Raw genomic sequence first — 23,824 nt, 5'->3', positions numbered from 1 at the left:
AAGGTAATCAATAGGCTATGCCGAAAAAAGTCTTGATGTTGGACAATTACGACAGTTTCACTTTTAACATTGTCCAATACTTGAATGAATTGGGTGCAGAGGTGGTAACGCATCGAAACGATGCCATTACCCTTGAACAGATTGAAGCCCTGGCGCCTACGCATCTGGTTATTTCCCCGGGGCCATGCACGCCCAACGAATCGGGGATTTCAATAGCCGCTATTCGTCACTTTGCCGGTAAACTGCCTATATTGGGTGTTTGTTTGGGGCATCAGGCGATTGGTCAGGTATACGGTGCTCGGGTGGTCCGTGCGCCCCAGGTGATGCATGGTAAAACATCGGCTGTTTTACATACCCATCAGGGCGTTTTTGACGGGTTGGATAACCCCCTCGAAGTAACCCGTTATCACTCGTTAGTGGTGGAAAGGGAAACGCTCCCCAACTGCCTGGAAATAACGGCCTGGACAATAGACAATGACGTGACGCCTGGTTTGATCATGGGACTGCGCCATAGCACACTGGATGTAGAAGGGGTGCAATTTCACCCTGAATCAATACTGACTCGCCAAGGCCATGAGCTATTGGCAAATTTTTTAAAACGTGGCTGATTGCCTGGTTCACACGCTTTAGAGGCTCCTCTGTTCATGCAAATGCGAGATGCAATTAATGCGGTGATACACCGTGAAGACCTCCCTTTTGACGTTATGCATGCCCTGATGCGCCAGATAATGACGGGTGAAGCGTCCGATGCTCAAGTAGGCGGCTTATTGGTCGGGCTTGCCATGAAAGGGGAGAGCGCGGTGGAAATTAGCGCTGCCGCCCAGGTCATGCGCGATTTAATGCGCCGTGTTGAGCTAAACGCTGAAAATGTCGTGGATATCGTGGGTACCGGCGGCGATGGCGCTAATCTATTTAACGTATCCACCGCGTCCAGCTTTGTGGCTGCAGCGGCGGGTGCGCATGTCGCAAAGCACGGTAATCGCAGCGTATCGTCGTCTTCCGGCAGCGCCGATCTTTTTGATATTGCCGGTATTTACCTTGACCTTAAGCCTCAGCAGGTCGCCCGTTGTATTGAGCAGGTGGGGGTTGGCTTTATGTTTGCGCCGAATCACCACCCGGCGATGCGTTATGCCATTGGCCCGCGCCGTGAGATGGGCGTGCGCACGCTCTTCAATATTCTGGGCCCGCTGACTAACCCTGCTGGGGCGCCCAACCAGGTGGTCGGTGTGTACTCGCCAGAACTGGTGCCGCTGATGGCCGAAGTGCTTAAAAAGCTGGGCAGCCGCCATGTCATGGTGGTCCATTCAGAAGATGGTTTGGACGAAATATCGCTGGCAGCTTCTACGCAAGTGGCTGAGCTTAAAGAGGGTGAAATTACTCAGTACACGGTTTCCCCTGAAGAGTTTGGCATCGAGCGCCAGAGCCTGGCAACGCTGAAGGCCGCTAACGCAGAAGATAGCCTGCGGTTGGTAAAGGCGGCATTGAGCGGTGAAGGCCCCGCATCCGACATGGTGGCCTTGAACGCAGGTGCCGCCCTTTACTGTGCGGGTGTGGCTGACAGCCTGAAAGAGGGCGTTCTGATCGCTCAGGACGCTCAGGGGTCTAAACTGCCGCTTGAGAAGCTCAGAGAGCTTTCACACTTCACCAGCGTTTTCAAAGAGTAAGTGACCGCTATGAACCAACAGGCAACACCCACTATTTTGACGCGAATTCTTGCCCGCAAGGATGAGGAAGTCGCCGAGCGCCAGCAGGCGGTATCCGAGACGGATTTGCTCGCGCTTGCCAAGCAGCAGAGTGCTCCGCGCGGGTTCATCAACGCGCTTAATCAGCGTATTGCGGTCGGTGACCCGGCGATTATTGCAGAAGTTAAAAAGGCGTCGCCCTCCAAAGGCGTCATTCGAGAAGAGTTTCATCCGGCGGATATCGCCAAAAGCTACGCTCAAGGTGGTGCAGCCTGCTTGTCCGTACTGACTGATGCGGACTTTTTCCAGGGGCATGAAGACTATTTGATCGTCTCGCGGGACGTCTGCGAGCTGCCGGTTATCCGCAAAGACTTTATTACCCACGGTTACCAGGTGTCAGAAGCGCGCGCCATTGGAGCCGACTGTATTTTGCTGATTGTCGCCGCACTGGATGATGCCAGGCTGCTTGACTTGCACCAGCAGGCCAATCAACTGGGAATGGATGTGTTGGTGGAAGTCCATGATGCCGATGAGCTAACGCGTGCGCTTAAGCTTGATTTGGCGTTGGTAGGCATTAACAACCGTAACCTGCACACGTTCGATACCAGCCTCAACACGACGCTGGATTTACTGGCGCATATTCCTGAAAACGTAACCGTTATTACTGAGTCGGGTATCCATACTCAGGCGGATGTTCAGTTAATGCGGGATCACCACGTTAATGGGTTTTTGGTTGGGGAGGCTTTTATGCGCCAAGCCGACCCTGGCCTGGCGCTTAAAAAGCTATTCTTCTAAGCCTTGTTAATCACTGGGGTGTTCGCCCGCGCTGCGTAAGGCATAAAGCAGGGCTTGCAGCGGGTGGTGAAGCGTTTGTTCTGAAAAACGCTTCACTTGGCTGCGGCACGAATACCCCGTGGCCAGCAGCCTGTCAGTGTTTTCCACTGCCTCAACCTGGGGCTGCCAGGATTGGGCGTAAATCGTTTTGGACGTTTCGGCGTTGCGCGTTTCATGGCCGTAGGTACCGGACATTCCACAGCAGCCGGTATTGACCAACTCCAACGGCAGGCCAAATGCGGCAAATACTTGCTGCCACGCCTTCGGGCTTCCGGGCGCGTTGGTTTTTTCGGTGCAGTGCGAAAGCAGCTTAAAGCCAAGGGCATTGGGCGCTAGCTGTCGGGGTGCCAGGGTGGGCAGCCGGATAGCCAGCCACTCCTGTAGCATCAATACCTCGGGCACGGCGTCGGGTCCCAGCGCTTTTACGTACTCCTGGCGGTAGGTCAGCGTCATCGCCGGGTCGATCCCCACCATGGGCACCTCAAACTCGCGCAACGCCCGCAGGCGCTTGGCCTGCTTTTCGGCCGTACGCTCAAACGCGCCCAAAAAGCCCTGGACGTGTAGCGGTTTGCCGTTGGCGCTATAGGGCATCACCAACACGCGCAAGTTGAGCCGTGAGAGCAGTTCGACCACGTCCATGACCAGTTTGGCTTCAAAATGGGTGGTGAACGCATCCTGAACCACAATCACACTATTGGCGCGCTGCTGGTCGGTGAGCAGAGCAAGCGAGGTGGGCGTGGCTTCCGCTACGCCCCAGGCACGTAGCTGCTTTTTCACGCTGGCGCGGGAGAGCAATGGCGAGTCGCTCATGCCCACACTGCGGCGCATCAGCGTTTCCACCCAGTGCTGGCCCATCACGGCGTTATACAGCGGCGCTGCCCGGGCAAGCGTGGGCAGCATGAACTCTGTGCTGCCTATCACGTAGTCGCGCAGGGGGCGTAAATAGCGCCCGTGATAGACCTCTAAAAACTGCGAACGGAACTGCGGCACGTTGACCTTGATGGGGCATTGCCCCGCGCAGGACTTGCATGCCAGGCAGCCGGCCATGGCGTCGTAGACCTGATGAGAGTAGTCGTGGTGCTGCTGGCGGCTGAACGTATTCGCCAGGCGTTTCGGGAAGTGTTTAACAAAGCCCCATCGGCCTTCTGCTTTTTTCTTGCGCGACTCTTCCACCACGTCGATGCCCGCCTGGGACTGCAGGCGCAGCCATTCACGCATCAGGCTGGCGCGCCCCTTGGGCGAGTGAATGCGGTTGCGGGTCGCCTTCCACGACGGGCACATGGGGTCGTCCACGTCGTAGTTGTAGCAGGCGCCGTTACCGTTGCAGTACACCGCTGCGTCATAGGCCTGCCAGGCGCGCTCATCAATGGTACGGTCCAGCTGGCCGCGCATCGGCACGGCGTCGATGCTTAGCAGGTTTGGGTCGCGGTCTTTGGCGATCAGCGCGCTGTTCTGTGCCGGTGAAGCGATCTTGCCAGGGTTAAGCTGGTTAAACGGGTCAAACGCGGCCTTGACCCGCTGCAGGCTGGGGTAAAGCTCGCCAAAAAATTTGGGTGCATACTCGGAGCGTACCCCTTTGCCGTGCTCACCCCACAACAATCCGCCGTATTTTTGGGTCAGGGCGGCGACTTCATCGGAGATGTCCCGAATCAGTGCTTCCTGGGCCGGGTCTTTCATGTCCAGTGCGGGGCGCACATGCAGCACCCCTGCATCAACATGCCCAAACATGCCGTAAGCGAGCCCACGCGCGTCCAGCGCGGCGCGGAACTCGCTAATAAAAGCGGCCAGATGTTCTGGTGGTACCGCGGTATCTTCAACAAACGGCAGTGGACGCTTCTCACCCTGCACATTGCCCAAAAGGCCCACCGAGCGTTTGCGCATGCCGTAAACCGTGCTGATCTGCTCACGGCCTTCGGCCAGGGTATAGCCCAATCGCGTGACCGTGGCATCCTGATTCAAGTGACGCGTAAAGGCCTCAACCTGTTCGGCCAACGCAGCCGGGTCGTCGTCGCTAAACTCGACCAGGTTGATACCCCGAATCGGTGTGTCGCTCTCGGGGAAGAACTCGGCCACGCTGTCCCACACAAAGTCGGCCATGGCGAGCGTGAGCACCGTATCGTCGATGGTTTCGATCGACACAGGCCTGGCGCTGGCCATCAGTGTCTTGGCATCGCGCAGCGCATCCATAAAGCGGGTATAGCGCACGTTAACCAGGGTGGCGTGTTGGGGGATGGGCAGTACGCTCAACACGGCTTCGTTCAGAAACCCCAGCGAGCCTTCCGAGCCACACAGCAGGCTGTTGAGATCAAGCGCATGCTGGTCGTTGCGCAGGTGAGCCAGGTCGTAACCGGTCAGGCAGCGGTTAAGCGGCGGAAAGGTGGCCTCGATCAGATCGCGCTGCTGATCAATAATACTGGCCGCTGTGCGGTGCACCTGCCCGACAATACCGTCCTGCTGGCAGGCCTGCTGTTCCTCATCGGCACTGAGTGCCCGGCTATGCAGATGCTGGCCACCCAGCAGTACCGTGTCGAGTTCCAGCACGTGGTCACGGGTTTTTCCGTAAGCACAGCTACCCTGACCGCTGGCATCGGTCGAAATCATGCCGCCGATGGTCGCTCGATTGGAGGTCGAGAGCTCTGGGGCAAAAAACAGCCCGTAGGGCTTTAAGGCGGCATTCAACTGATCCTTCACGACTCCCGCTTGAACGCGTACCCGACGGTTCTCGACATCAATGTCCAGCACCTGATTCATGTGCCTGGAGATATCCACCACGATGCCATCGGTAAGCGACTGACCGTTGGTGCCGGTGCCGCCGCCTCGCGGCGTTAACACCACCTCGCGGTAAGGCGCTTCAGCGGCCAGTTTGGCCAGGCATTCCAGGTCTTCTGCATGGCGGGGAAACACCGCCGCCTGAGGCAGGCGCTGATAGATCGAGTTGTCGGTTGCCAGCACCGTGCGGTGGGCATAGTCAGGGGCAATCTCACCATCGAAGCCGCGTGTTTTAAGGGCTTCCAGAAAGCGCTGGTAGTGGGAGGCCAAGCGTTCAAACGGGGCGGTTCGAGAGTCCAGCGATGCAATCATAATCGTTCAAGCCGTCAGTGCCGGGGCATCAAAAAAAGAGAGCGCTACTTTACCTCAGTGCCTGCCCGGCTGCACCCTGCGCTAAACATGCTAGCTCAAAGCTTCTTTTACCAGGGCGGCAGAAGCAGGCGACATGGGCAGTGCCAGGGCCAATTCATGAGCTTGGGGTGACATCTTGCGCCAGGTTTTTTGAATAATTCGCACCATATGGTCATGTTCGACCTTGCGCGAAAAATCGGCAAAGTAGTTTTCCAAAAATACCAGACAGGCGCAGTCTTCAAGTGTCTGTACGTCGGCGTCACGGCCCAACCCCTTTTTGGTGATGAGTGTGATAACCCGCTCGGCGTCCTCTGTGCTATAGCCTGCTTCACGCATTAATTGGGCGGCAGTGTCGCCTGCGCGGATACCCTGGTCGCGCCGCCAGGTTAAGTAGCCTACTCGACCTTCAGGGTACGCTTCGCGTGCTACCTGCCAGCGCTGCAAGTGCTGGGCGCGGACAGCAATCTGTAAGCACTCGCTGGGTGCCTGGTTAAGGTGAGCAAGCCATTTGCTCATGCGCTGTGCGTAAAGCAGCTCGGCGGGGAGCGGCTCATCGGCCACGTTGGTCGTTTTGGGGTCTTCGCTATGAAGCTGGTCCAGCGCAGTTAATACCTGTTCAAGGCGGTGGGACATGATGCTCTCCTGGTTAGCTGTCGCGATACTCTGCAACGGTCTCGTCGCAGAGTATTCTGGCGTGGGGCGGGCGGTCAGGCTTTATTATCGGCGTTATAAACGTCGAGGTTCAATTCGCCTTCGCTTTTACCTACCAGGGTGGTGACCATAATGTCGCCCGCCACGTTAACGCTGGTGCGCGCCATATCGAGAATACGGTCGATGCCTGCTACGACGGCGATGGCCTCAAGCGGTAAGCCAATTTGAGCCATCACGATAGAGAGCATGATAAGACCCGCACCGGGTACGCCCGCGGTGCCAATGGAAGCAAGCGTGCCGGTGGCGACAATCATGCCATAGTCGACCAGGCTCAGCTCAATACCCAGCATTTGGGCAATAAACAGCACGACGACGCCTTGGTAAAGCGCTGTACCATCCATATTAATGGTCGCACCCACAGGCAGTACAAAGCTTGAAACGCCTTCAGATACGCCCAGGTTTTTCTGTGCACAGCGAATCGATACCGGCAGTGATCCTGCCGAAGAGGCGGAGGAGAACGCTATCATCATGGCGTCCAAGCTACCCTGGAGATAACGCACTGGATTAAGCCGCCCCAACAGGCGAATAAAGCCTGAGTAAATCACCAGAACATGCAGCGCACAGGCTAAATACACCACGCCAATCAGCTTGGCAAGTGGTAACAGGATTTCCAGCCCGTATTGGCCAGATACATGCGCCATTAGGCCAAACACCCCAAAAGGTGCAAAGGCCATGACGATGCCCGTGAGCTTGTACATTGCCTCGGCAAAGCTATCGAACACCACAACCAGTGCTTCACCCTTTTCACCAATCAGAGTCAGTGAAATGCCCAGGCCAATCGCAAATACAATAATTTGCAGAATGTTGCCGTTGGCCAGCGCATCAATGGGGTTACGGGGTACCAGGTTAATCAAAATGGACGCCAGGGTAGGCGCCTCGCTTGCATTCACGCTGCTATCAAAACTGATGTTAACGCCTGCTCCAGGCTGTAGCAGTGTCGAAAGCAACAACCCGATACTGATAGCAAAGGCCGTGGTCAAAAGATAAAGGCCGATGGTGCGGGCGCCAATGCGACCCATTTTTTGCGGGTCGCGCATCGACGTAATGCCGACCACTAGGGTTGAGAACACTAGCGGTACGATCAGCATCATGATCGCGTTGATAAAAATATCGCCCAGCGGCTTAAAGATGCTGGCGTTTTCACCCAGTAGTGCGCCCGCCGCTATCCCTAGCGCTAAACCTGCGAGAATTTTCTTCCAGAGGGCGATGCCTCTCCACCAGCCGAAGGCGCCTTGTGATGTGCTCACGGATCTCTCTCCTTGGAGTTTTATTTACGGTTGATCAATAGCAGGATTACGATTCGGCGCGCACTTTATCACTTTTTAGTAAGAAGGGCGGGGGCTTGTAATGGGCAAGTGAGCGCTTACGGGCGGCCGCGGCTTCGAAGCAGCCTCTGGTTATTTAATCGCCGACGTGAGTTGCCGGGCACGTTGCTATAACGCCCCCATAGCTCCCCGCCGTGCTTTTGCCTACAATAGGGGCCTTTGATACTGGCGTTTGGCGCCGTGTTTAACTGAATACAGGCCAAGGAATAACTCATGCTCGATCCGAAACTGCTGCGCGGTGATCTGGACGCGCTAGCGCAACAACTAGCTCGTCGCGGCTTTGTACTGGATAAAGAGGGGCTTCAGACGCTGGAGTCGCGCCGCCGTGAATTGCAAACGCAGACCGAGCAACTGCAAAGCGAGCGTAATACGCGCTCAAAAGCCATTGGCAAGGCCAAAGCCAGTGGCGAAGATATCCAGCCGCTGTTGGATGAAGTCAGCGATTTAGGCGATCGTCTGGATAACGCCAAGTGTGAGTTGGCCAAGGTGCAAGAGGCCTGGGATGACGCGGTCAGCGGCATTCCTAACTTGCCTCATGAAAGCGTGCCGGAAGGTGAAAAAGAAGAAGACAACGTTGAACTGCACCGTTGGGGTACACCACGCGAGTTCGATTTTGATGTGCTCGATCATGTCGATTTAGGCAAAAAATCCGGTTATCTGGATTTTGAATTGGCCGTTAAACTGACCGGTGCCCGCTTTGCCGTTATGCGTGGGCCCATTGCTCGTCTGCACCGCGCGCTGGCCCAATTTATGCTGGATACCCAAACCGAGAAGCACGGCTATGAAGAGTGCTACGTGCCCTATATGGTGAACCGCGACTCACTAACGGGCACCGGCCAGCTGCCGAAGTTTGGCGAAGACCTGTTCAAGCTGGATGATGAGCGCGAGTACTACTTGATTCCTACTTCTGAAGTGCCGCTCACCAACTTTGTGCGTGATGAGATTGTGGATCAAGCGGCATTGCCGATGAAGCTTACGGCGCACACGCCGTGCTTTCGTAGCGAGGCTGGTTCGCACGGGCGTGATACTCGCGGCATGATCCGTCAGCATCAGTTTGATAAAGTGGAAATGGTGCAGATTGTAGAACCAGAGAAGAGCTATGAAGCGCTGGATGAAATGCGTGGTCATGCAGAGGCGATCTTACAAGCGTTAGAGTTGCCGTACCGGGTAGTGACACTTTGCACGGGCGATATGGGCTTTGGAGCATCGAAGACCTACGACCTGGAAGTCTGGCTGCCCAGTCAGAGCACTTATCGGGAAATTTCGTCTGTTTCCAACTGCGAAGACTTTCAGGCGCGACGTATGCAGGCGCGCTTCCGTCAACCGGATGTGAAAAAGCCACAGCTCCTGCATACGTTAAATGGTTCTGGCTTGGCCGTTGGCCGTTGCCTGCTGGCAATACTTGAAAATCACCAGCAGGCAGACGGCTCGGTGGTTATTCCTGAGCCGCTACGTCCCTATCTTGGTGGTCAGGAGCGTCTGGCCCTTTAAGCGTCCATTCGACGTTAACCCCGGCATCAATACGGATGGTGCCGGGGCTGTAATCGCTTTGTGATCCGCTACTGGCCATATCACTCTCAGCCCGCATGGCCATCATGCGGGGCTGAAACATAGGCGCTTGCGTCTCTTCAATACGCTGAACGTGGCCGAGTTCGGTTTCCAGCGTGCTGGCCATCAGGTTGGCTTTGTGGCGAGCTTTCTCCAGTGCTTTTACCAGCGCTTCATCGGTGGCGGCTTCTCTGTCCTGTAAATCAAATTGGACGCCGTCCATTGCATTCACACCCACCCCGATCAGCGCGTTGAGCACATCGCCCAATTGATCAAGGTCGGTTAGCTCTATGCTGAACGGGCGTTCAAGACGCGTGCGTTGGAGCATCTCCTGGTCGCCATTTTCGCTGCGTGGCGCAGCGACATGGTCAGGATAAACGTTCAGCGACCCGGCATTAATAGCGCGTCGCTCAATTCCCAGGGCTTCAATGGCTTCGATCAGTTCGCTGGCGCGATTCTCAAGGCGTTCACGTGCTTCTCCTAACGCTTCGCTGTCGGTATCTTCCAGTGAAGAAACGGCAGGCGTGTTTTCCCAGAGGCGCGCTGTGAACGTCGCTTGGTCGGGTTCAACCTCAACCCAGGACTGTGCCTGGACATTTAAGCTGGGCGGTGCAGGCGGGGCCGCAAAGGCGAGGGGAGTGCTCAGAAGCGCCAACAGAGCGCCACTTAAAATTCCATAACGAAAACGCGGTAAACGTGCCGATACTGGGCTCATAGAGAAACTCCTTGAGGTAGAGAAAACTAGCCGGGTATGCGTCAATTAAAAGTATAGACGCTTGTTTGGAATAGCGACTACAGGGAAAGTTCAGCGTAAAAGAGGTGACGCAAAACAGTTGCTTATTATTTGCACGGTTTGTGCAATACCTTTATTGCCGCCATTATGTATGGGTAACGAGCTAAGGATGAGGCTATGTCGAGATTATCGGATGAGGATTATCGAAGTATCCCCTTAAATGCCACGTTGGCGCTAGCGGCATTAGTGGTAATTATTGCGGGAATGAAAGGGGGGGCAGATTTACTTGTACCCTTGCTGCTGGCGGTATTTATCGCGGTAGTGTGTACCTCTCCGGTGCAGTGGCTACACCGTTGTGGCCTAAGCATGAGAGTGTCGGCTTTTTTAACCCTGATGGTGTTGTTGGGGTTTCTTTCACTGATTGGCGTGTTGGTCGTCAACAGTTTTAGCACCTTTGTGGCGGCGCTGCCTGATATTGAGGAGCGGCTTTACGAGCACTATTGGGATTTGCTTAATACGCTCGCTATGCATGGCTTCAATATTGACCCTGATGAGCTTAGCGCCGTCTTTTTCAATGAGGATGAGGAAGGCTCTTCTTGGGTGGCAACGCTGTTGGGTGAACTGGGCAACCTGGTGATGCAGAGTATCATCGTGGGGTTGCTGGTTATTTTTATGCTGTTTGAAACGCTGAACCTTCGCCAAAAAGTTTCGCGTGCCTTGGAAAACCCTGCACCTAGTTTAAAGCGATTTAGCGAATTCAGCTTAACGCTAAAGCGCTATTTGGCCGTAAAAACAATGATTAGCCTAGCCACGGCGGTATTAATTTGGCTCTCCTGTGTGATTGTCGGGGTTGATTTCCCATTACTTTGGGGTGTTCTGGCGTTTGGGCTTAACTTTATCCCTAACATTGGCTCAGCACTTGCGGCTATCCCTCCAGTGCTGCTGCTTCTGGTGTCCCAGGACGGTGGCGCGCTACAGGCGCTGCTGCTGGCGTCCGCTTACCTGGTCATTAACTTTGTACTGGGTAACCTGATTGAACCGCGTGTCATGGGGCAAGCGCTAGGGCTTTCAACGTTTGTGGCGTTTCTTTCGCTGGTTGTTTGGGGGTGGATTTTTGGACCGGCGGGGATGCTGCTATCTGTCGTGTTAACCATGACCCTAAAAATTGCCTTGGATAGCCATCCGCAGACGCGTTGGATTGCCCATTTTCTGGGACCAGGGAGGCACCGCACGGGGCGTTATCTTAGCCAGCAAGATGCAGGTCGCGCACCGTGGAAACGTAAAAATAGTGCTACGCCCGAAGAGCATCTAAAAGAGGGGGAGAGTTAACAGGAGGGGCCGCACGGCCACCACCGGTTGTGCCGGCGGTGGCCAATTTCATCAAGCGTTTTGGTCGATGAATTGCGTTAGTTGAGACTTGGATTGCGCGCCTACCAGTGAAGCGACTTTGGTACCAGACTTGAACAGCATAACGGTCGGTACACCGCGTACGCCTTGTTCTGCGGCAATTTCAGGTGCATCGTCAACGTTTACGCTGACCACTTTTAAGTTATCACCGCGCTCGGCTGCCACTTCATCGACAACCGGTGCCATAACTTTACACGGGCCACACCAGGGCGCCCAAAATTTTAGCAGGACAGGCTGGTCGGCGTTGAGGACTTCTTGCTCAAAATTAGCGTTAGTGACGTCAACATTATTAGCCATTTGCTTCTCCCGTTTGCGTTGCTCTTGCAGTGTCGTTGCCTCAAATGGAGCAACGGTCATTACGCGTTAAACCTGCGCACTTTCATTACGCCAAGTCGGCAGATGTTAGCGGGCGCGGCGTTTGCTGGCAAATATCTGCGCTTATTTTTGTGCTTAATTACAAAATTAATAGATGCTAATAGAGATTATCTCTTATAATATAAGTGAATTATAGGATATTTTTTTATGCCAAATAGTGCTTTGTGGCGAGTGCAAGATAGGCGGTGCCAGCGTTAGATGACCTGCCTGCTATCGGTATAGATAATGAGGTGATGATATGAAGCTACAACAACTTCGCTATATTTGGGAAGTTAACCGACACAACCTAAATGTATCGGCGACCGCTCAAAGCCTGTTTACCTCTCAGCCTGGTATTTCCAAGCAAATACGGCTGTTGGAGGATGAGCTGGGCGTTGAGATTTTCGCGCGTAGCGGAAAACATCTAACCCGGGTAACGCCAGCAGGTCAGTCCATTATTAACCTGGCGGGCCAGGTGCTCAAGCTTACCGAAAATATTAAACAGGTGGCCCAGGAGCATAGCGATGAGCGGCGGGGAAGCTTATCTATTGCGACCACACACACCCAGGCACGCTATGCACTTCCGCCGATTATCAGTGAATTTACACTGAAATATCCGGAAGTCGCGCTACATATGCAGCAGGGTACGCCTAAGCAAATTGCTCAAATGGTGAGTGAGGGGCAGGCCGATTTTGCGATTGCCACTGAATCGCTGGAACTGTTTACAGATCTGGTGCTCTTGCCTTGTTACCGTTGGAATCGCTGTATTCTGGTGCCTAAAGGGCATCCCTTGGCAGCGCTGAGTGGACCTTTAACGCTGGAAGCGTTGGCAGAACATCCGCTGGTGACGTATGTCTTTGGATTTACCGGTCGTTCCCAGCTGGATGATGCGTTTAAAGCGAAGGGTTTGACGCCTAACGTTGTGCTAACGGCGGCGGATGCCGACGTGATTAAAACCTATGTGCGGCTCGGCATGGGCGTTGGGATCGTGGCACATATGGCGGTAGACGATAAGTTGGACGGGGATTTAGTCGCGGTGGATGCCAGCCACCTGTTTGCGAGTTCAACGACTAAAATAGGCATTCGCCGAGGCACCTTTATGCGCGGCTATATGTACGATTTCCTGGCGCGCTTTGCGCCACACTTGACGCGAGACCGTGTGGATGAGGCGCTCATTGCCGGCCCGCGCTTTGAACAAGCGCTGTTTGAAGGGATAGAGCTGCCTGAGTACTGATATTTTGTGGGTACTGACGTATTACGAGCATTAATGTATTAACGCTTTAAGCGCCCACGTTGTTAGGGGGCATGATGCCAGCGAAACCGCTGGCAAGCCGCTAACAACGTGAGTCATACGTTTGGCTTGTGGCCTAACCTCGGTGCCAGGGTGTTCAGTACCTGGCTTTTCAACGACGGGTTTTCAGTGACAGATTTTCAGAGACAGGTTTTCAGAGACAGGTTTAATGCTGTAGGTGCAAGCCACACTCGCGTTTCTCTTCCACCTTGGTGGGGTCGAAGTAATCGAAGTTGTTAGGCAGATCGTGCGCCTGTAAATATTGATACATCTCTTTGGCACTCCAATGCAACACCGGCGCCACTTTAACCAGCCCATCACTGTTACGGCTGACGGGCTGCATTTTGGCCCGTTCGGGCGTGTCTTCTGCACGAAGCGCTGTAAACCATACGTCAGGGCGCATCTCACTTAATGCACGTTCAAACGGCTCGATTTTGACCTCTTGGGTGAACGCCGCATGGCGCGAGTCATCAATGCCCGGCATGGGGCCTTCGAGCGCTTCACGGTGCGCGCGTGTCCGCTTGGGTATATAGCTGACCATGTTCAGGTTCAAGCGCGTTATTAGCTCGTCGGCTAATTGATAAGTGGCTTCGGTGTTATAGCCACTGTCCATCCAGACAATCGGCATGTCAGGACGGACCTGCGTCACCATGTGCAGAATAACGGCTTCAAAAGGGCGAAAGTTCGTCGTACAGATCGCCCTTTCACCTTGTGTTAACGCCCACTCAATAAGTGCTTGTGGGTTCTTGCTAAAACCGGTCTCGGAAAAATCACGATTGATCGCATCTAGCGATGAGGACATGCTGCCTCCTTGTCATATTAATGAACCATACCGCTAGGCTATCAAATTGCCTGTCGTTCCCCCCAATACCGTTTGGTTTGGCTTTTATATTCCTTTTTGATTTAAGTACGGTGGCTGTTATTCCAGTGCCTTAATAAGATGACGAATCTTATCCAGTGTCTCCACGTACTCTTCCTCAAGCGCTGAGTCGGCAACCAGGCCGCCGCCGCCCCATACGTGCAGCTTGCCTGCATCAGCCACCAGCGTGCGGATAGTAATCGATGTATCCATGCTGCCGCGTATATCGACGTAGCCCATGCTTCCGCAGTACGCGCTGCGCTGGCAGGGTTCCAGCTCTGCAATAATTTCCATCGCACGAATTTTGGGGGCACCCGTGATCGAGCCCCCGGGGAAGGCGGCGGCTAATAAAGTCAGCGGCGAGGCGCCCGGTGCAAGCTGGCCCTGCACCACGCTGACCAGGTGGTGGACGTTAGGGTAGCTCTCTAACTGGCAAAGCTGAGGTACATGAATAGTGCCAGGTTTGCATACGCGACCAAGGTCATTGCGCAACAAATCAACGATCATCACATTTTCGGCGCGATCTTTCGTGCTGCTCATCAGTTGGTTGGCGAGTGCAATGTCCTCTTCTTTTGTCGCGCCTCGAGGGCGAGTGCCTTTAATGGGGCGTGTCTCCACAGCGCCGTTTCGGCACTGAATAAAGCGCTCTGGCGAAAGGGAAAGGAGAGCCTGGTCGCCCCACGCCATAAACCCTGAGAAAGGAGTGGGAGTGGCGTTTCGTAAGCGCAGATACGCCTGCCACTCATCGCCTTGATAAGCGGCTGAAAGGCGTTGGGCAAGGTTGATTTGATAACAGTCGCCTGCTCGTATGTAACGCTGAACGGCCTGGAAGCGTTTTGAATATTCACTTCGGTTAAGCTCGGCCTGGAAGGGCTCGGTTAAGATAAACGGTTCGCGGTTAACCGCCGGTTGGCTTAACCACTGAAGCACCTGTTCGCGGCGCTGCGCGGTGGCAATCAGCCAGGCTTGCTGAGTTTCGTGGTCGAGCGTAATACACCAGTCGTATAAGCCCAGGCGTGCCTGGGGTAAGCGGGTGGCATTGGGTTGGTGAGTGCTTGCCAAGGGCTGGCGCCCTAAGTCATAACCCCAATAACCTATTAGCCCACCCATAAAAGGCAAGTGGTCATGCTGGGCGTGTAAGCCTTGCGCGCTAATTCGGCTCGGCAATTGATCGAGTAGCCACTGCTGCTGGAAAAAGCCGTCATCCGGCGGCAGGGCTGATACCTCAAGGTAGTCGCTAGTGAGCGCTGACTTTCCTGACACATCGACTTCCAGTGTCGCTAACGGGTCACTGCTCATAATGTCGTAGCGCCCTGTAGCGGCAGGGCGTCCACTATCCAGCAATACGGCCCCGGGGCGTTGGCGAAGCGCATTAAATAAATGTAATGGGTCGAGGGAGTAGGGCAGAGTAAAGGCCGACAATGCCTTGGTCATGTAGCGAACGCCTAGCGAATGAAAGGGGCGCCTATCTTAGAGGGCGAGCAAGATTGACACCAGTCGTGCCATCGACGCATTTCTCACGTTTTTTGAAAGATTGTAGACATTGGGTCAAGCGCTAGACTTTCTGCGTACAACGAAAGATGCATCATATCGCCTATATTGAAGGGTTGACGGTTTAAAGTCATAAAGCTAAAGTTTCATCACCTTCTCTAATTGTCGACAATCAAACATGCGCTTACCCGTTTCCTCTTCTAATTGTGACGATTCGCCGCTTGAAATGGTACCGCCTGAAGTGCGAACGCTTGCCGAGCGGGTATTTCATCAGCTGCAAAGCGATATTGTTCGTGGCGTCCTGGCGCCAGGCAGCAAAATCACTGAGCCCGGGCTTTCAAAAACGTACGGCATTTCTCGTGGTCCGCTTCGCGAAGCCATGCGGCGTTTAGAGTCTCACCGCTTGATTGAGCGCGTACCTCACGTCGGCGCACGCGTCGTTAAGCTCTCTATGAAAGAGCTGATAGAGCTCTTTGATGTACGCGAAGCGTTGGAAAGCATGGCCGCAAGGCTAGCAGCGGAGCACATGTCGGCAGAGGAAATACAAGGCCTTCGTGATGTGCTGGCATTGCACGAAGGGCAGGCCGATTTACAACGCGGTGAAGCTTATTATCAGCGTGAGGGCGATCTCGACTTTCATTACCGCATTGTGCAAGGCAGCCACAACAAGATGCTAATGAGCCTGCTGTGCAATGACTTGTACTACCTGGTGCGCCTTTATCGTACGCAGTTTAGTGCCAGCGGTACGCGCCCGCAGCGCGCCTTTGTTGAGCACCACCGGATCGTGGATGCCATTGAAGCAGGTGACGCCGAACTTGCTGAGCTATTAATGCGCCGCCACGTCAGTGCCTCGCGTGCCAATGTTGCCGACCGTTATGCCGCGATTCTTAAACAGCAATCATCTGAGCCTGCCGAGGAACGGCAGGCCACTACCCTTCAGGAGACACGCTAATGTCAACGCTCACCCCTGGCGCCCGTTTTAAAGCCGCCCTTGACGCCCAGCGCCCGCTGGCCATTTTAGGCACTATTAATGCGTATACGGCGATGATGGCTGAACGTGTCGGCCATCAGGCGATCTACCTTTCCGGCGGTGGGGTGGCAAATGCCTCGTTTGGCCTGCCTGATTTAGGGATGACCAGCATGAACGATGTCGCAGAGGATGCGCGCCGTATCTGTGGTGCAACGGACCTGCCGTTGCTGGTGGATATTGATACCGGATGGGGCGGCGCGTTCAATATTGCCCGTACAGTGAAAGAGATGCAGCGTGCTGGCGTCGCCGCCGTTCATCTGGAGGACCAGGTGGCGCAAAAACGTTGTGGTCATCGACCCAACAAGGCAATTGTTTCCCAGGCTGAGATGGTTGATCGTATCAAAGCCGCCGCCGATGCCCGAATAGACCCCGATTTTTATCTGATTGCACGCACCGATGCTTTTCAAAAAGAGGGTCTGGACGCGGCTATTGAGCGCTCCAATGCCTGCGTTGAAGCCGGTGCGGATGCCATCTTTGCTGAAGCCGTATATACCCTTTCAGATTACCAGGCATTCTGCGAGCGAGTGGATGCCCCGATTCTGGCCAATATCACCGAGTTTGGTGCGACGCCGCTCTTTACTCAAGCCGAGCTTGGCGAGGTTGGTTGCCGCATGGTGCTTTACCCGCTCTCTGCGTTTCGAGCGATGAACGCTGCTGCCCTGAATGTCTATCAAAGCATTCTGGATAACGGGCATCAAAAAGAAGTCGTTAACACCATGCAGACGCGCGATGAACTCTACGATTTCCTCAACTATCACGATTTCGAGCAGAAACTAGACGCGTTATTCGCCGAAAAGGGCGAAGAGCCGCAATAAGGCGTGCACGACAACACTGTTATCTGCAATTAATGATAGGTACAACGATAAGCACACCAGGAGACTCGTCATGGCTGATAAACCGCTAGCGGGAGCAGGGCTGCGTGGACAAAGTGCGGGAACTACCGCCTTGTGTACCGTTGGAAAGACTGGCTCGGGCCTAACGTACCGTGGCTTTGATATCAAAGAGCTGGCTGAAAAGGCTAAATTTGAAGAAGTAGCGTACCTGCTCTTGAAAGGTAAATTGCCTAATCAGGCAGAGCTTGACGACTACATCCGCAAATTAAAGGGCTTGCGTGGGTTGCCCGATGCGCTGAAAACGGTGCTTGAGCAAATTCCGAAAGATGCTCATCCCATGGATGTCATGCGTACCGGCACCTCCATGCTGGGTAATCTTGAAACCGAGCAGAGCTTTGATGAGCAGCAAGACGTCGCCGATCGGCTGCTGGCCGTGTTGCCTTCGATCATTTGCTACTGGTATCGCTACTCTCATGACGGAGTGCGGATTGATACCCAAACCGACGCTGCATCGGTTGGCGGGCATTTCTTGCATCTGCTGCGTGGCGAGCCGGCCTCTGAGCTCCATGCGCGAGTGATGAACGTATCGCTTATTTTATATGCCGAGCATGAGTTTAACGCCTCTACCTTTACCGCCCGGGTGTGTGCCTCAACGCTTTCTGATATGCATTCTTGCGTCACCGGCGCCATCGGTTCGCTGCGTGGCCCGCTGCATGGCGGTGCCAATGAAGCGGCCATGGCGATGATCGAAAACTGGAAATCGCCGGAAGAAGCGGAAAGTCAGATCATGGGCATGCTGGCGCGCAAGGATAAGATCATGGGCTTTGGGCACGCCATCTACCGAGAATCTGACCCACGCAACGAGATTATCAAGCAGTGGGCCAAAAAGCTTGCCGATGACGTAGGCGATACGGTGCTTTATCCCGTATCTGAAAGGGTCGAAGAAGTGATGTGGCGTGAGAAAAAGCTGTTCTGCAACGCAGACTTCTTCCATGCCAGCGCCTATCACTTTATGGATATCCCCACCAAGCTGTTCACGCCGATTTTTGTCATGTCCCGGCTAACGGGCTGGGCCGCACATGTCTTTGAACAGCGCGCCAACAATCGAATTATCCGCCCCAGCGCTGACTATATTGGTCCCGAGAAAAGCGAATGGGTGCCGATAGAAGCGCGAGATTAATCAGCGTGCTACCCGGCGGCTTGGCTGCCGGGCATGTTTAAGCTCCCCTTTCGCGAGTCTGTTTTTATGAATAGCCAATATCGTCAACCACTGCCAGGCACCAGCCTTGATTACTTTAATGCGCGCCAAGCCGTTGAGGATATTCAGCCAGGAGCCTACGCCACGCTCCCTTACACGTCGCGCGTGCTGGCAGAGCAATTGGTACGCCGCTGTGATCCTGAGCTGTTAACGGATGCGCTTAAGCAACTTATCGAGCGTCGGCGCGATCTCGATTTTCCGTGGTACCCGGCACGCGTGGTATGCCACGATATTTTAGGCCAGACGGCGCTGGTTGATTTGGCCGGGCTGCGCGATGCCATTGCCGAGAAGGGCGGTGATCCGGCCAAGGTTAACCCCGTTGTTCCCACTCAGTTGATTGTTGACCACTCGTTGGCGGTAGAGCACCCGGGTTTTGAAGAGGGGGCTTTTGAGAAAAATCGCGCCATTGAAGACCGGCGCAACGATGACCGCTTCCACTTTATCAACTGGACCAAAACGGCTTTTGAAAACGTTGATGTTATCCCGCCTGGCAACGGCATCATGCACCAGATCAATCTGGAGAAAATGTCGCCGGTAGTGCAGAACCGGGACGGCATTGCTTATCCTGATACCTGCGTGGGCACCGATAGCCATACCCCCATGGTGGACGCGCTCGGGGTTATTTCAGTCGGCGTGGGTGGCCTAGAGGCTGAAAGCGTCATGCTTGGGCGCGCTTCCATGATGCGCTTGCCGGATATCGTCGGGGTAGAGCTGACCGGTAAGTTGCAGCCAGGAATCACGGGCACCGATATGGTGCTGGCGATCACCGAGTTTCTGCGTAAAGAGCGCGTGGTCGGTGCCTATCTGGAATTTTATGGCGAAGGCGCCGATGCGCTGACGGTCGGTGATCGCGCCACGATTTCGAACATGACGCCCGAGTACGGTGCGACGGCGGCGATGTTCTATATCGATAGCCAAACCATCGATTACTTGAAGCTCACCGGTCGTGAAGATGAGCAGGTGGCGCTGGTAGAGACCTATGCCAAGCACACCGGCCTTTGGGCGGACAGCCTGACGCAGGTTGAGTACGAGCGGGTGCTGAGCTTTGATCTTTCATCGGTCGCGCGGACGCTGGCAGGGCCTTCCAACCCACATGCGCACCTGCCGACCTCCGAGCTGGCTCAGCGCGGTATTGCGGTAGGGCTCGATGCAGCACGCGAAGAAGAGAAAGCGGGCAAAATGCCTGATGGCGCCGTTATTATCGCCGCCATTACCAGCTGCACCAATACGTCCAACCCGCGCAATATGGTGGCGGCTGGGTTAATTGCGCGCAACGCCAACCGGCTCGGCTTGTTGCGTAAACCCTGGGTAAAGTCATCCTTGGCGCCTGGTTCAAAAACGGTCAAGATGTACCTGGAAGAAGCCGGCTTGATGAATGAGCTGGAGGATCTGGGGTTTGGCGTGGTGGCTTATGCGTGCACCACCTGTAACGGCATGTCGGGTGCGCTTGACCCTGTTATTCAGCAGGAAATTATCGACCGGGACCTTTACGCCACGGCAGTGCTTTCCGGTAACCGCAACTTTGATGGGCGGATTCACCCCTACGCCCAGCAGGCCTTTTTGGCCTCGCCGCCATTAGTGGTTGCTTACGCCATTGCAGGCACTATTCGCTTTGATATTGAAAAAGACGTGCTGGGGATCGACCAGGCGGGGAATCCCGTTACCTTGAAGGATATCTGGCCAGCCGATGAAGAGATCGACGCTATTGTGAAATCCTCGGTGAAGCCCGAGCAGTTCCGCCAGACCTATATCCCCATGTTCGATATTGATAAAAGCGCGCGTGCCCAGGTTAACCCGCTATACGACTGGCGCCCCCAGAGTACCTACATTCGTCGCCCACCTTACTGGGAGGGCAATATGGCGAAAGAGCGTACCTTGAAAGGCATGCGCCCGCTGGCAATCTTGCCGGACAATATCACCACCGATCACCTATCGCCTTCCAACGCCATTCAGCTTAACAGCGCGGCGGGTGAGTATTTGGCGAAAATGGGCCTGCCGGAGGAGGACTTCAACTCCTATGCGACTCATCGCGGCGATCACCTCACCGCCCAGCGCGCTACCTTTGCCAATCCCAAGCTGTTTAACGAAATGGTCCGCGATGAAGAAGGCAATGTCGTTCAGGGATCGCTGGCGCGGGTCGAACCTGAAGGGGAAGTGACCCGCATGTGGGAAGCTATCGAAACCTACATGGCGCGTAAGCAGCCGCTGATCATTATTGCTGGCGCCGATTATGGCCAAGGCTCATCAAGAGACTGGGCTGCCAAAGGTGTGGCGCTCGCGGGTGTGGAAGCCATTGCTGCTGAAGGGTTTGAGCGTATTCATCGCACAAACCTGATTGGTATGGGCGTAATGCCGCTAGAGTTTGAGCCGGGAACCACGCGCACGACATTAGGCCTGGATGGCACCGAAACCTTTGATGTTGAGGGGGCTGTTTCGCCGGGCGCGATGCTTACGCTGGTGATCCATCGTCAAAACGGGGGCAGCGAGCGCGTAGCGGTCAAATGCCGCCTGGATACCGCCGAGGAAGTATCAATTTACGCCGCCGGTGGTGTGCTGCAGCGCTTTGCTCAGGACTTCCTCGAGTCAACGGCTGCGTAAGTGCCGGGTTATTTTTCGGAGTGAACAAGATGACTGATGTCGCCAACGCCCGCCATGTGCCGCAAATAAAAATCCCCGCCACCTATATGCGTGGCGGTACCAGCAAAGGCGTGTTTTTTAAATTAAGCGATTTACCCCAGGCTGCTCAGGTGCCGGGCGAGGCGCGTGACAAGCTGCTGCTGCGTGTGATTGGAAGCCCCGACCCGTACGAAAAACAGATTGACGGTATGGGCGGCGCGACCTCAAGCACCAGTAAAACGGTCATTCTTTCCAAAAGCCACTCGGCTGATCACGATGTGGATTATGTGTTTGGCCAAGTATCCATCGATAAGCCCTACGTGGATTGGAGCGGCAACTGCGGCAATCTTTCGGCGGCGGTAGGCCCATTTGCCGTAGCGAACGGGCTGGTTGATCCGGCACGTCTGCCTGAAAACGGTGTGGTCGAGGTGAGAATCTGGCAGGTCAATATCCAGAAAACTATCGTATCGCAGGTGCCCATCGTGAATGGGGAGGTTCAGGAGACCGGCGATTTCGAGTTGGATGGCGTGACCTTTCCCGCCGCCGAAATTCCCGTGGCTTTTATGGACCCGGCTGACGGCGAGGGGGCGATTTTTCCCACCGGCAACCTGGTGGATGACCTGAATGTGCCAGGTGTGGGTATTCTGAAAGCTACCCTTATCAATGCAGGTATCCCCACGGTGTTTATTAATGCCGCTGATATTGGTTACCGCGGTACCGAGCTGCAAAACGCCATCAATGGCGACGGTAAAGCATTAAGTATGTTTGAGACTATCCGTGCCCATGGCGCTGTACGTATGGGGTTGATAGGGGATGTCAGTGAGGCTGCGAGCCGCCAACATACGCCCAAGGTAGCGTTTGTTGGGCCGCCAACTGATTATGTTTCCTCGAGCGGTCAGACCGTTAACGCTGGTGATATCGATCTGGTGGTGCGGGCGCTGTCCATGGGTAAATTGCATCACGCCATGATGGGCACTGCCGCCGTGGCAATTGCTGCTGCCGCTGCGATAGACGGTACGCTGGTTAATTTGGCGGCCGGAGGCGGAAAGCGTCAGTCCGTTACGTTTGGCCACCCGTCGGGCAGTTTGCGCGTTGGCGCAGAGGCCAATCTGGTTGACGGGCACTGGCAGATTGATCAGGCCATTATGAGCCGCAGCGCGCGCGTGCTAATGGAAGGTGCGGTACGCGTACCGGGCGACAGCTTTTAACTCACTGCATTGATTGGGAGGCGACTCCATGAATGTCACAGCGGAGATAAACGAGCGGCCAGAATACGATGATGAGCTACAGCTAATCGCTGATTATGTGCTGAGCTTTGATACTCCCTCGCCGGCGGCACTGTCTACGGCTCGTTACTGCTTAATGGATACGTTGGGCTGTGGGCTTCTGGCGCTGCGTTTTCCAGAGTGCACCAAGCATCTTGGCCCGCTGGTAGAAGGTACCCAGGTGCCATTTGGGGCGCGTGTGCCGGGCACTTCGCTACGCCTTGACCCGGTAAAAGCGGCCTGGGATATCGGCGCAACTATCCGCTGGCTGGATTATAACGATACCTGGCTTGCCGCCGAGTGGGGGCATCCTTCTGACAACCTGGGTGGCATCCTGGCGGTTGCCGATCACCTGTCGCAAAAGCGGGTTGCCCAGGGGGATGCGCCTCTGACGATGCGTGATGTGTTGAACGCCATGATCATGGCGCATGAAATTCAGGGAGTGCTGGCCCTGGAAAACAGCTTCAACAGGGTGGGGCTGGATCATGTACTGTTGGTGAAAGTGGCTTCGACGGCGGTGGTTGCCAAGCTAATGGGCGCTACGCGCGAGCAGTTGCTGGCCGCGCTTTCCCATGCGTGGGTAGACGGCCAGAGCCTGCGCACCTACCGACATGCACCCAACGCCGGGTCGCGCAAAAGCTGGGCGGCTGGCGATGCCACTTCCCGAGGCGTTCGCTTGGCGGATATGGCGTTGCGCGGTGAGATGGGCATTCCCAGCGCGCTCAGCGCACCGCAATGGGGGTTTTACGATGTGTCCTTTAGCCATAGTAATAAAGACCTGAGCCTTAAACCTGAAGTAGAGCGGCGCCTGCGTTTTCAGCGTGAGTTTGGGTGCTATGTGATGGAAAACATTCTATTCAAAATTGCTTTCCCGGCGGAGTTCCATGCCCAAACCGCCTGCGAAGCGGCCGTACTTCTGCACGCTCAGGTAAAAGAGCGCTTGGCTGATATTGAGCGCATTGTGATTACCACACATGATTCAGCGATTCGGATAATTTCCAAAACCGGAGCGTTGGCTAACCCCGCTGACCGCGATCACTGCCTGCAATACATGACGGCCGTGCCGCTTATCTTTGGCTCGCTTACCGCCGAGCACTATGAAGACAGCTTTCATGCGGCTCATCCGCTAATTGATGTACTGCGCGACAAAATGGTGGTCGAGGAGAATAGCGACTATTCAGCGGATTACCACGACCCGCAGAAACGCTCTATAACGAATGCGGTACAGGTCTTTTTCCGTGATGGTAGTGCAACAGACAAAGTTGCAGTGGAGTATCCGATAGGCCATCAGCGACGTCGAGAAGAGGGAATGCCGCTATTGGTCGATAAGTTTGAGCGCCATCTCGCCACCCGTTTCCCTGCATTTCGCTGCGAAAAGATTAGCCAGCTCTGCGGCAATCAAGCGACGCTTGAAGCAATGCCGGTGGATCAATTCATGTCACTTTGGATGATTTAAAAGTTTGCCTA

Annotated in this window: 19 protein-coding genes; 12 read left to right on the top strand and 7 right to left on the bottom strand. The window is 54.9% G+C overall.

Annotated features, from left to right (window positions below):
• Positions 1–17 precede the first annotated feature (17 nt).
• The 3 genes from ACT3R4_RS09940 to trpC are packed head-to-tail and all read left to right on the top strand — an operon-like array spanning position 18 to position 2,477.
• Positions 18–608 carry an anthranilate synthase component II gene (locus ACT3R4_RS09940; protein ID WP_441678789.1) on the top strand — a complete coding sequence of 197 codons (591 nt, stop codon included), beginning with the start codon at positions 18–20 and terminating at the stop codon, positions 606–608.
• A 36-nt stretch (positions 609–644) separates the two neighbouring features.
• Positions 645–1,664 (top strand): anthranilate phosphoribosyltransferase, encoded by a 1,020-nt coding sequence (gene trpD, locus ACT3R4_RS09935; RefSeq protein WP_441678787.1) that lies wholly within the window; start codon positions 645–647, stop codon positions 1,662–1,664.
• 9 nt (positions 1,665–1,673) lie between these two features.
• Positions 1,674–2,477 (top strand): indole-3-glycerol phosphate synthase TrpC, encoded by an 804-nt coding sequence (gene trpC / locus ACT3R4_RS09930; RefSeq protein ID WP_193054944.1) that lies wholly within the window; start codon positions 1,674–1,676, stop codon positions 2,475–2,477.
• 6 nt (positions 2,478–2,483) lie between these two features.
• On the opposite strand, the gene ydiJ is transcribed toward trpC, so the two are convergent.
• The 3 genes from ydiJ to ACT3R4_RS09915 all read right to left on the bottom strand — a co-directional run bounded on the left by ydiJ (position 2,484) and on the right by ACT3R4_RS09915 (position 7,594).
• Positions 2,484–5,597: a D-2-hydroxyglutarate dehydrogenase YdiJ gene (gene ydiJ, locus ACT3R4_RS09925; protein ID WP_441678785.1), complete on the bottom strand. Its 3,114-nt coding sequence runs from the start codon at positions 5,595–5,597 to the stop codon at positions 2,484–2,486.
• 90 nt (positions 5,598–5,687) lie between these two features.
• Entirely contained in the window at positions 5,688–6,269 is a 582-nt protein-coding gene (locus ACT3R4_RS09920) for a DUF4202 domain-containing protein (RefSeq protein WP_441678783.1), read from the bottom strand.
• A 74-nt stretch (positions 6,270–6,343) separates the two neighbouring features.
• A complete protein-coding gene (locus tag ACT3R4_RS09915; RefSeq protein ID WP_172117091.1) occupies positions 6,344–7,594 on the bottom strand; it encodes a dicarboxylate/amino acid:cation symporter in 1,251 nt (416 codons plus the stop codon).
• Positions 7,595–7,885: 291 nt separating this feature from the next.
• Between ACT3R4_RS09915 and serS the strand changes: the two genes are divergently transcribed.
• A complete protein-coding gene (gene serS, locus ACT3R4_RS09910; protein ID WP_441678781.1) occupies positions 7,886–9,163 on the top strand; it encodes a serine--tRNA ligase in 1,278 nt (425 codons plus the stop codon).
• Here the strand turns inward: serS and ACT3R4_RS09905 are convergent.
• The gene (locus tag ACT3R4_RS09905) at positions 9,108–9,935 is read right to left on the bottom strand and encodes an SIMPL domain-containing protein (protein ID WP_193057097.1); all 828 of its coding nucleotides are present in this window, start codon (positions 9,933–9,935) and stop codon (positions 9,108–9,110) included. The genes serS and ACT3R4_RS09905 overlap by 56 nt on opposite strands.
• Before the next feature lie 195 nt (positions 9,936–10,130).
• Between ACT3R4_RS09905 and ACT3R4_RS09900 the strand changes: the two genes are divergently transcribed.
• Positions 10,131–11,282: an AI-2E family transporter gene (locus tag ACT3R4_RS09900; RefSeq protein ID WP_193057098.1), complete on the top strand. Its 1,152-nt coding sequence runs from the start codon at positions 10,131–10,133 to the stop codon at positions 11,280–11,282.
• 51 nt (positions 11,283–11,333) lie between these two features.
• Here the strand turns inward: ACT3R4_RS09900 and trxA are convergent, their stop codons facing one another.
• Positions 11,334–11,717, bottom strand: a complete 384-nt coding sequence (gene trxA / locus ACT3R4_RS09895) for a thioredoxin (protein ID WP_140398967.1) — start codon at positions 11,715–11,717, stop codon at positions 11,334–11,336.
• 256 nt (positions 11,718–11,973) lie between these two features.
• Between trxA and cysB the strand changes: the two genes are divergently transcribed.
• The gene (gene cysB / locus ACT3R4_RS09890) at positions 11,974–12,948 is read left to right on the top strand and encodes an HTH-type transcriptional regulator CysB (protein WP_172117087.1); all 975 of its coding nucleotides are present in this window, start codon (positions 11,974–11,976) and stop codon (positions 12,946–12,948) included.
• Between the two features lie 223 nt (positions 12,949–13,171).
• Here the strand turns inward: cysB and ACT3R4_RS09885 are convergent, their stop codons facing one another.
• Together ACT3R4_RS09885 and pabB are read right to left on the bottom strand one after the other, a co-directional pair.
• On the bottom strand, positions 13,172–13,807 hold the full coding sequence (locus tag ACT3R4_RS09885; RefSeq protein ID WP_441678779.1) for a phosphoadenosine phosphosulfate reductase domain-containing protein: 636 nt from the start codon (positions 13,805–13,807) through the stop codon (positions 13,172–13,174).
• A gap of 117 nt (positions 13,808–13,924) precedes the next feature.
• Complete coding sequence (pabB, locus tag ACT3R4_RS09880) at positions 13,925–15,298, bottom strand: aminodeoxychorismate synthase component I (protein ID WP_087106689.1); 1,374 nt, start codon at positions 15,296–15,298, stop codon at positions 13,925–13,927.
• 235 nt (positions 15,299–15,533) lie between these two features.
• Between pabB and ACT3R4_RS09875 the strand changes: the two genes are divergently transcribed.
• The 6 genes from ACT3R4_RS09875 to prpD all read left to right on the top strand — a co-directional run bounded on the left by ACT3R4_RS09875 (position 15,534) and on the right by prpD (position 23,813).
• Entirely contained in the window at positions 15,534–16,307 is a 774-nt protein-coding gene (locus tag ACT3R4_RS09875) for a GntR family transcriptional regulator (RefSeq protein WP_087106687.1), read from the top strand.
• Positions 16,307–17,200, top strand: a complete 894-nt coding sequence (gene prpB / locus ACT3R4_RS09870; RefSeq protein WP_441678776.1) for a methylisocitrate lyase — start codon at positions 16,307–16,309, stop codon at positions 17,198–17,200. Before ACT3R4_RS09875 ends, prpB begins: the two co-directional genes overlap by 1 nt.
• Positions 17,201–17,270: 70 nt before the next feature.
• Positions 17,271–18,398, top strand: coding sequence for a bifunctional 2-methylcitrate synthase/citrate synthase (gene prpC, locus ACT3R4_RS09865; RefSeq protein ID WP_087106683.1), 1,128 nt, complete (start codon positions 17,271–17,273; stop codon positions 18,396–18,398).
• A gap of 66 nt (positions 18,399–18,464) precedes the next feature.
• Complete coding sequence (gene acnD, locus ACT3R4_RS09860) at positions 18,465–21,074, top strand: Fe/S-dependent 2-methylisocitrate dehydratase AcnD (RefSeq protein WP_441678773.1); 2,610 nt, start codon at positions 18,465–18,467, stop codon at positions 21,072–21,074.
• Between the two features lie 29 nt (positions 21,075–21,103).
• The gene (gene prpF, locus ACT3R4_RS09855; RefSeq protein WP_172117081.1) at positions 21,104–22,300 is read left to right on the top strand and encodes a 2-methylaconitate cis-trans isomerase PrpF; all 1,197 of its coding nucleotides are present in this window, start codon (positions 21,104–21,106) and stop codon (positions 22,298–22,300) included.
• 28 nt (positions 22,301–22,328) lie between these two features.
• A complete protein-coding gene (prpD, locus tag ACT3R4_RS09850) occupies positions 22,329–23,813 on the top strand; it encodes a 2-methylcitrate dehydratase (protein ID WP_441678771.1) in 1,485 nt (494 codons plus the stop codon).
• The last annotated feature ends 11 nt before the right edge of the window (positions 23,814–23,824 follow it).

This window comes from Halomonas sp. AOP7-E1-9 (assembly GCF_052376035.1).
GTDB classification, from domain to species: domain Bacteria; phylum Pseudomonadota; class Gammaproteobacteria; order Pseudomonadales; family Halomonadaceae; genus Vreelandella; species Vreelandella citrativorans.
The sequence above is the reverse complement of the archived record's forward strand: the minus strand, read 5'-3'. Positions and strand labels throughout refer to the sequence as shown.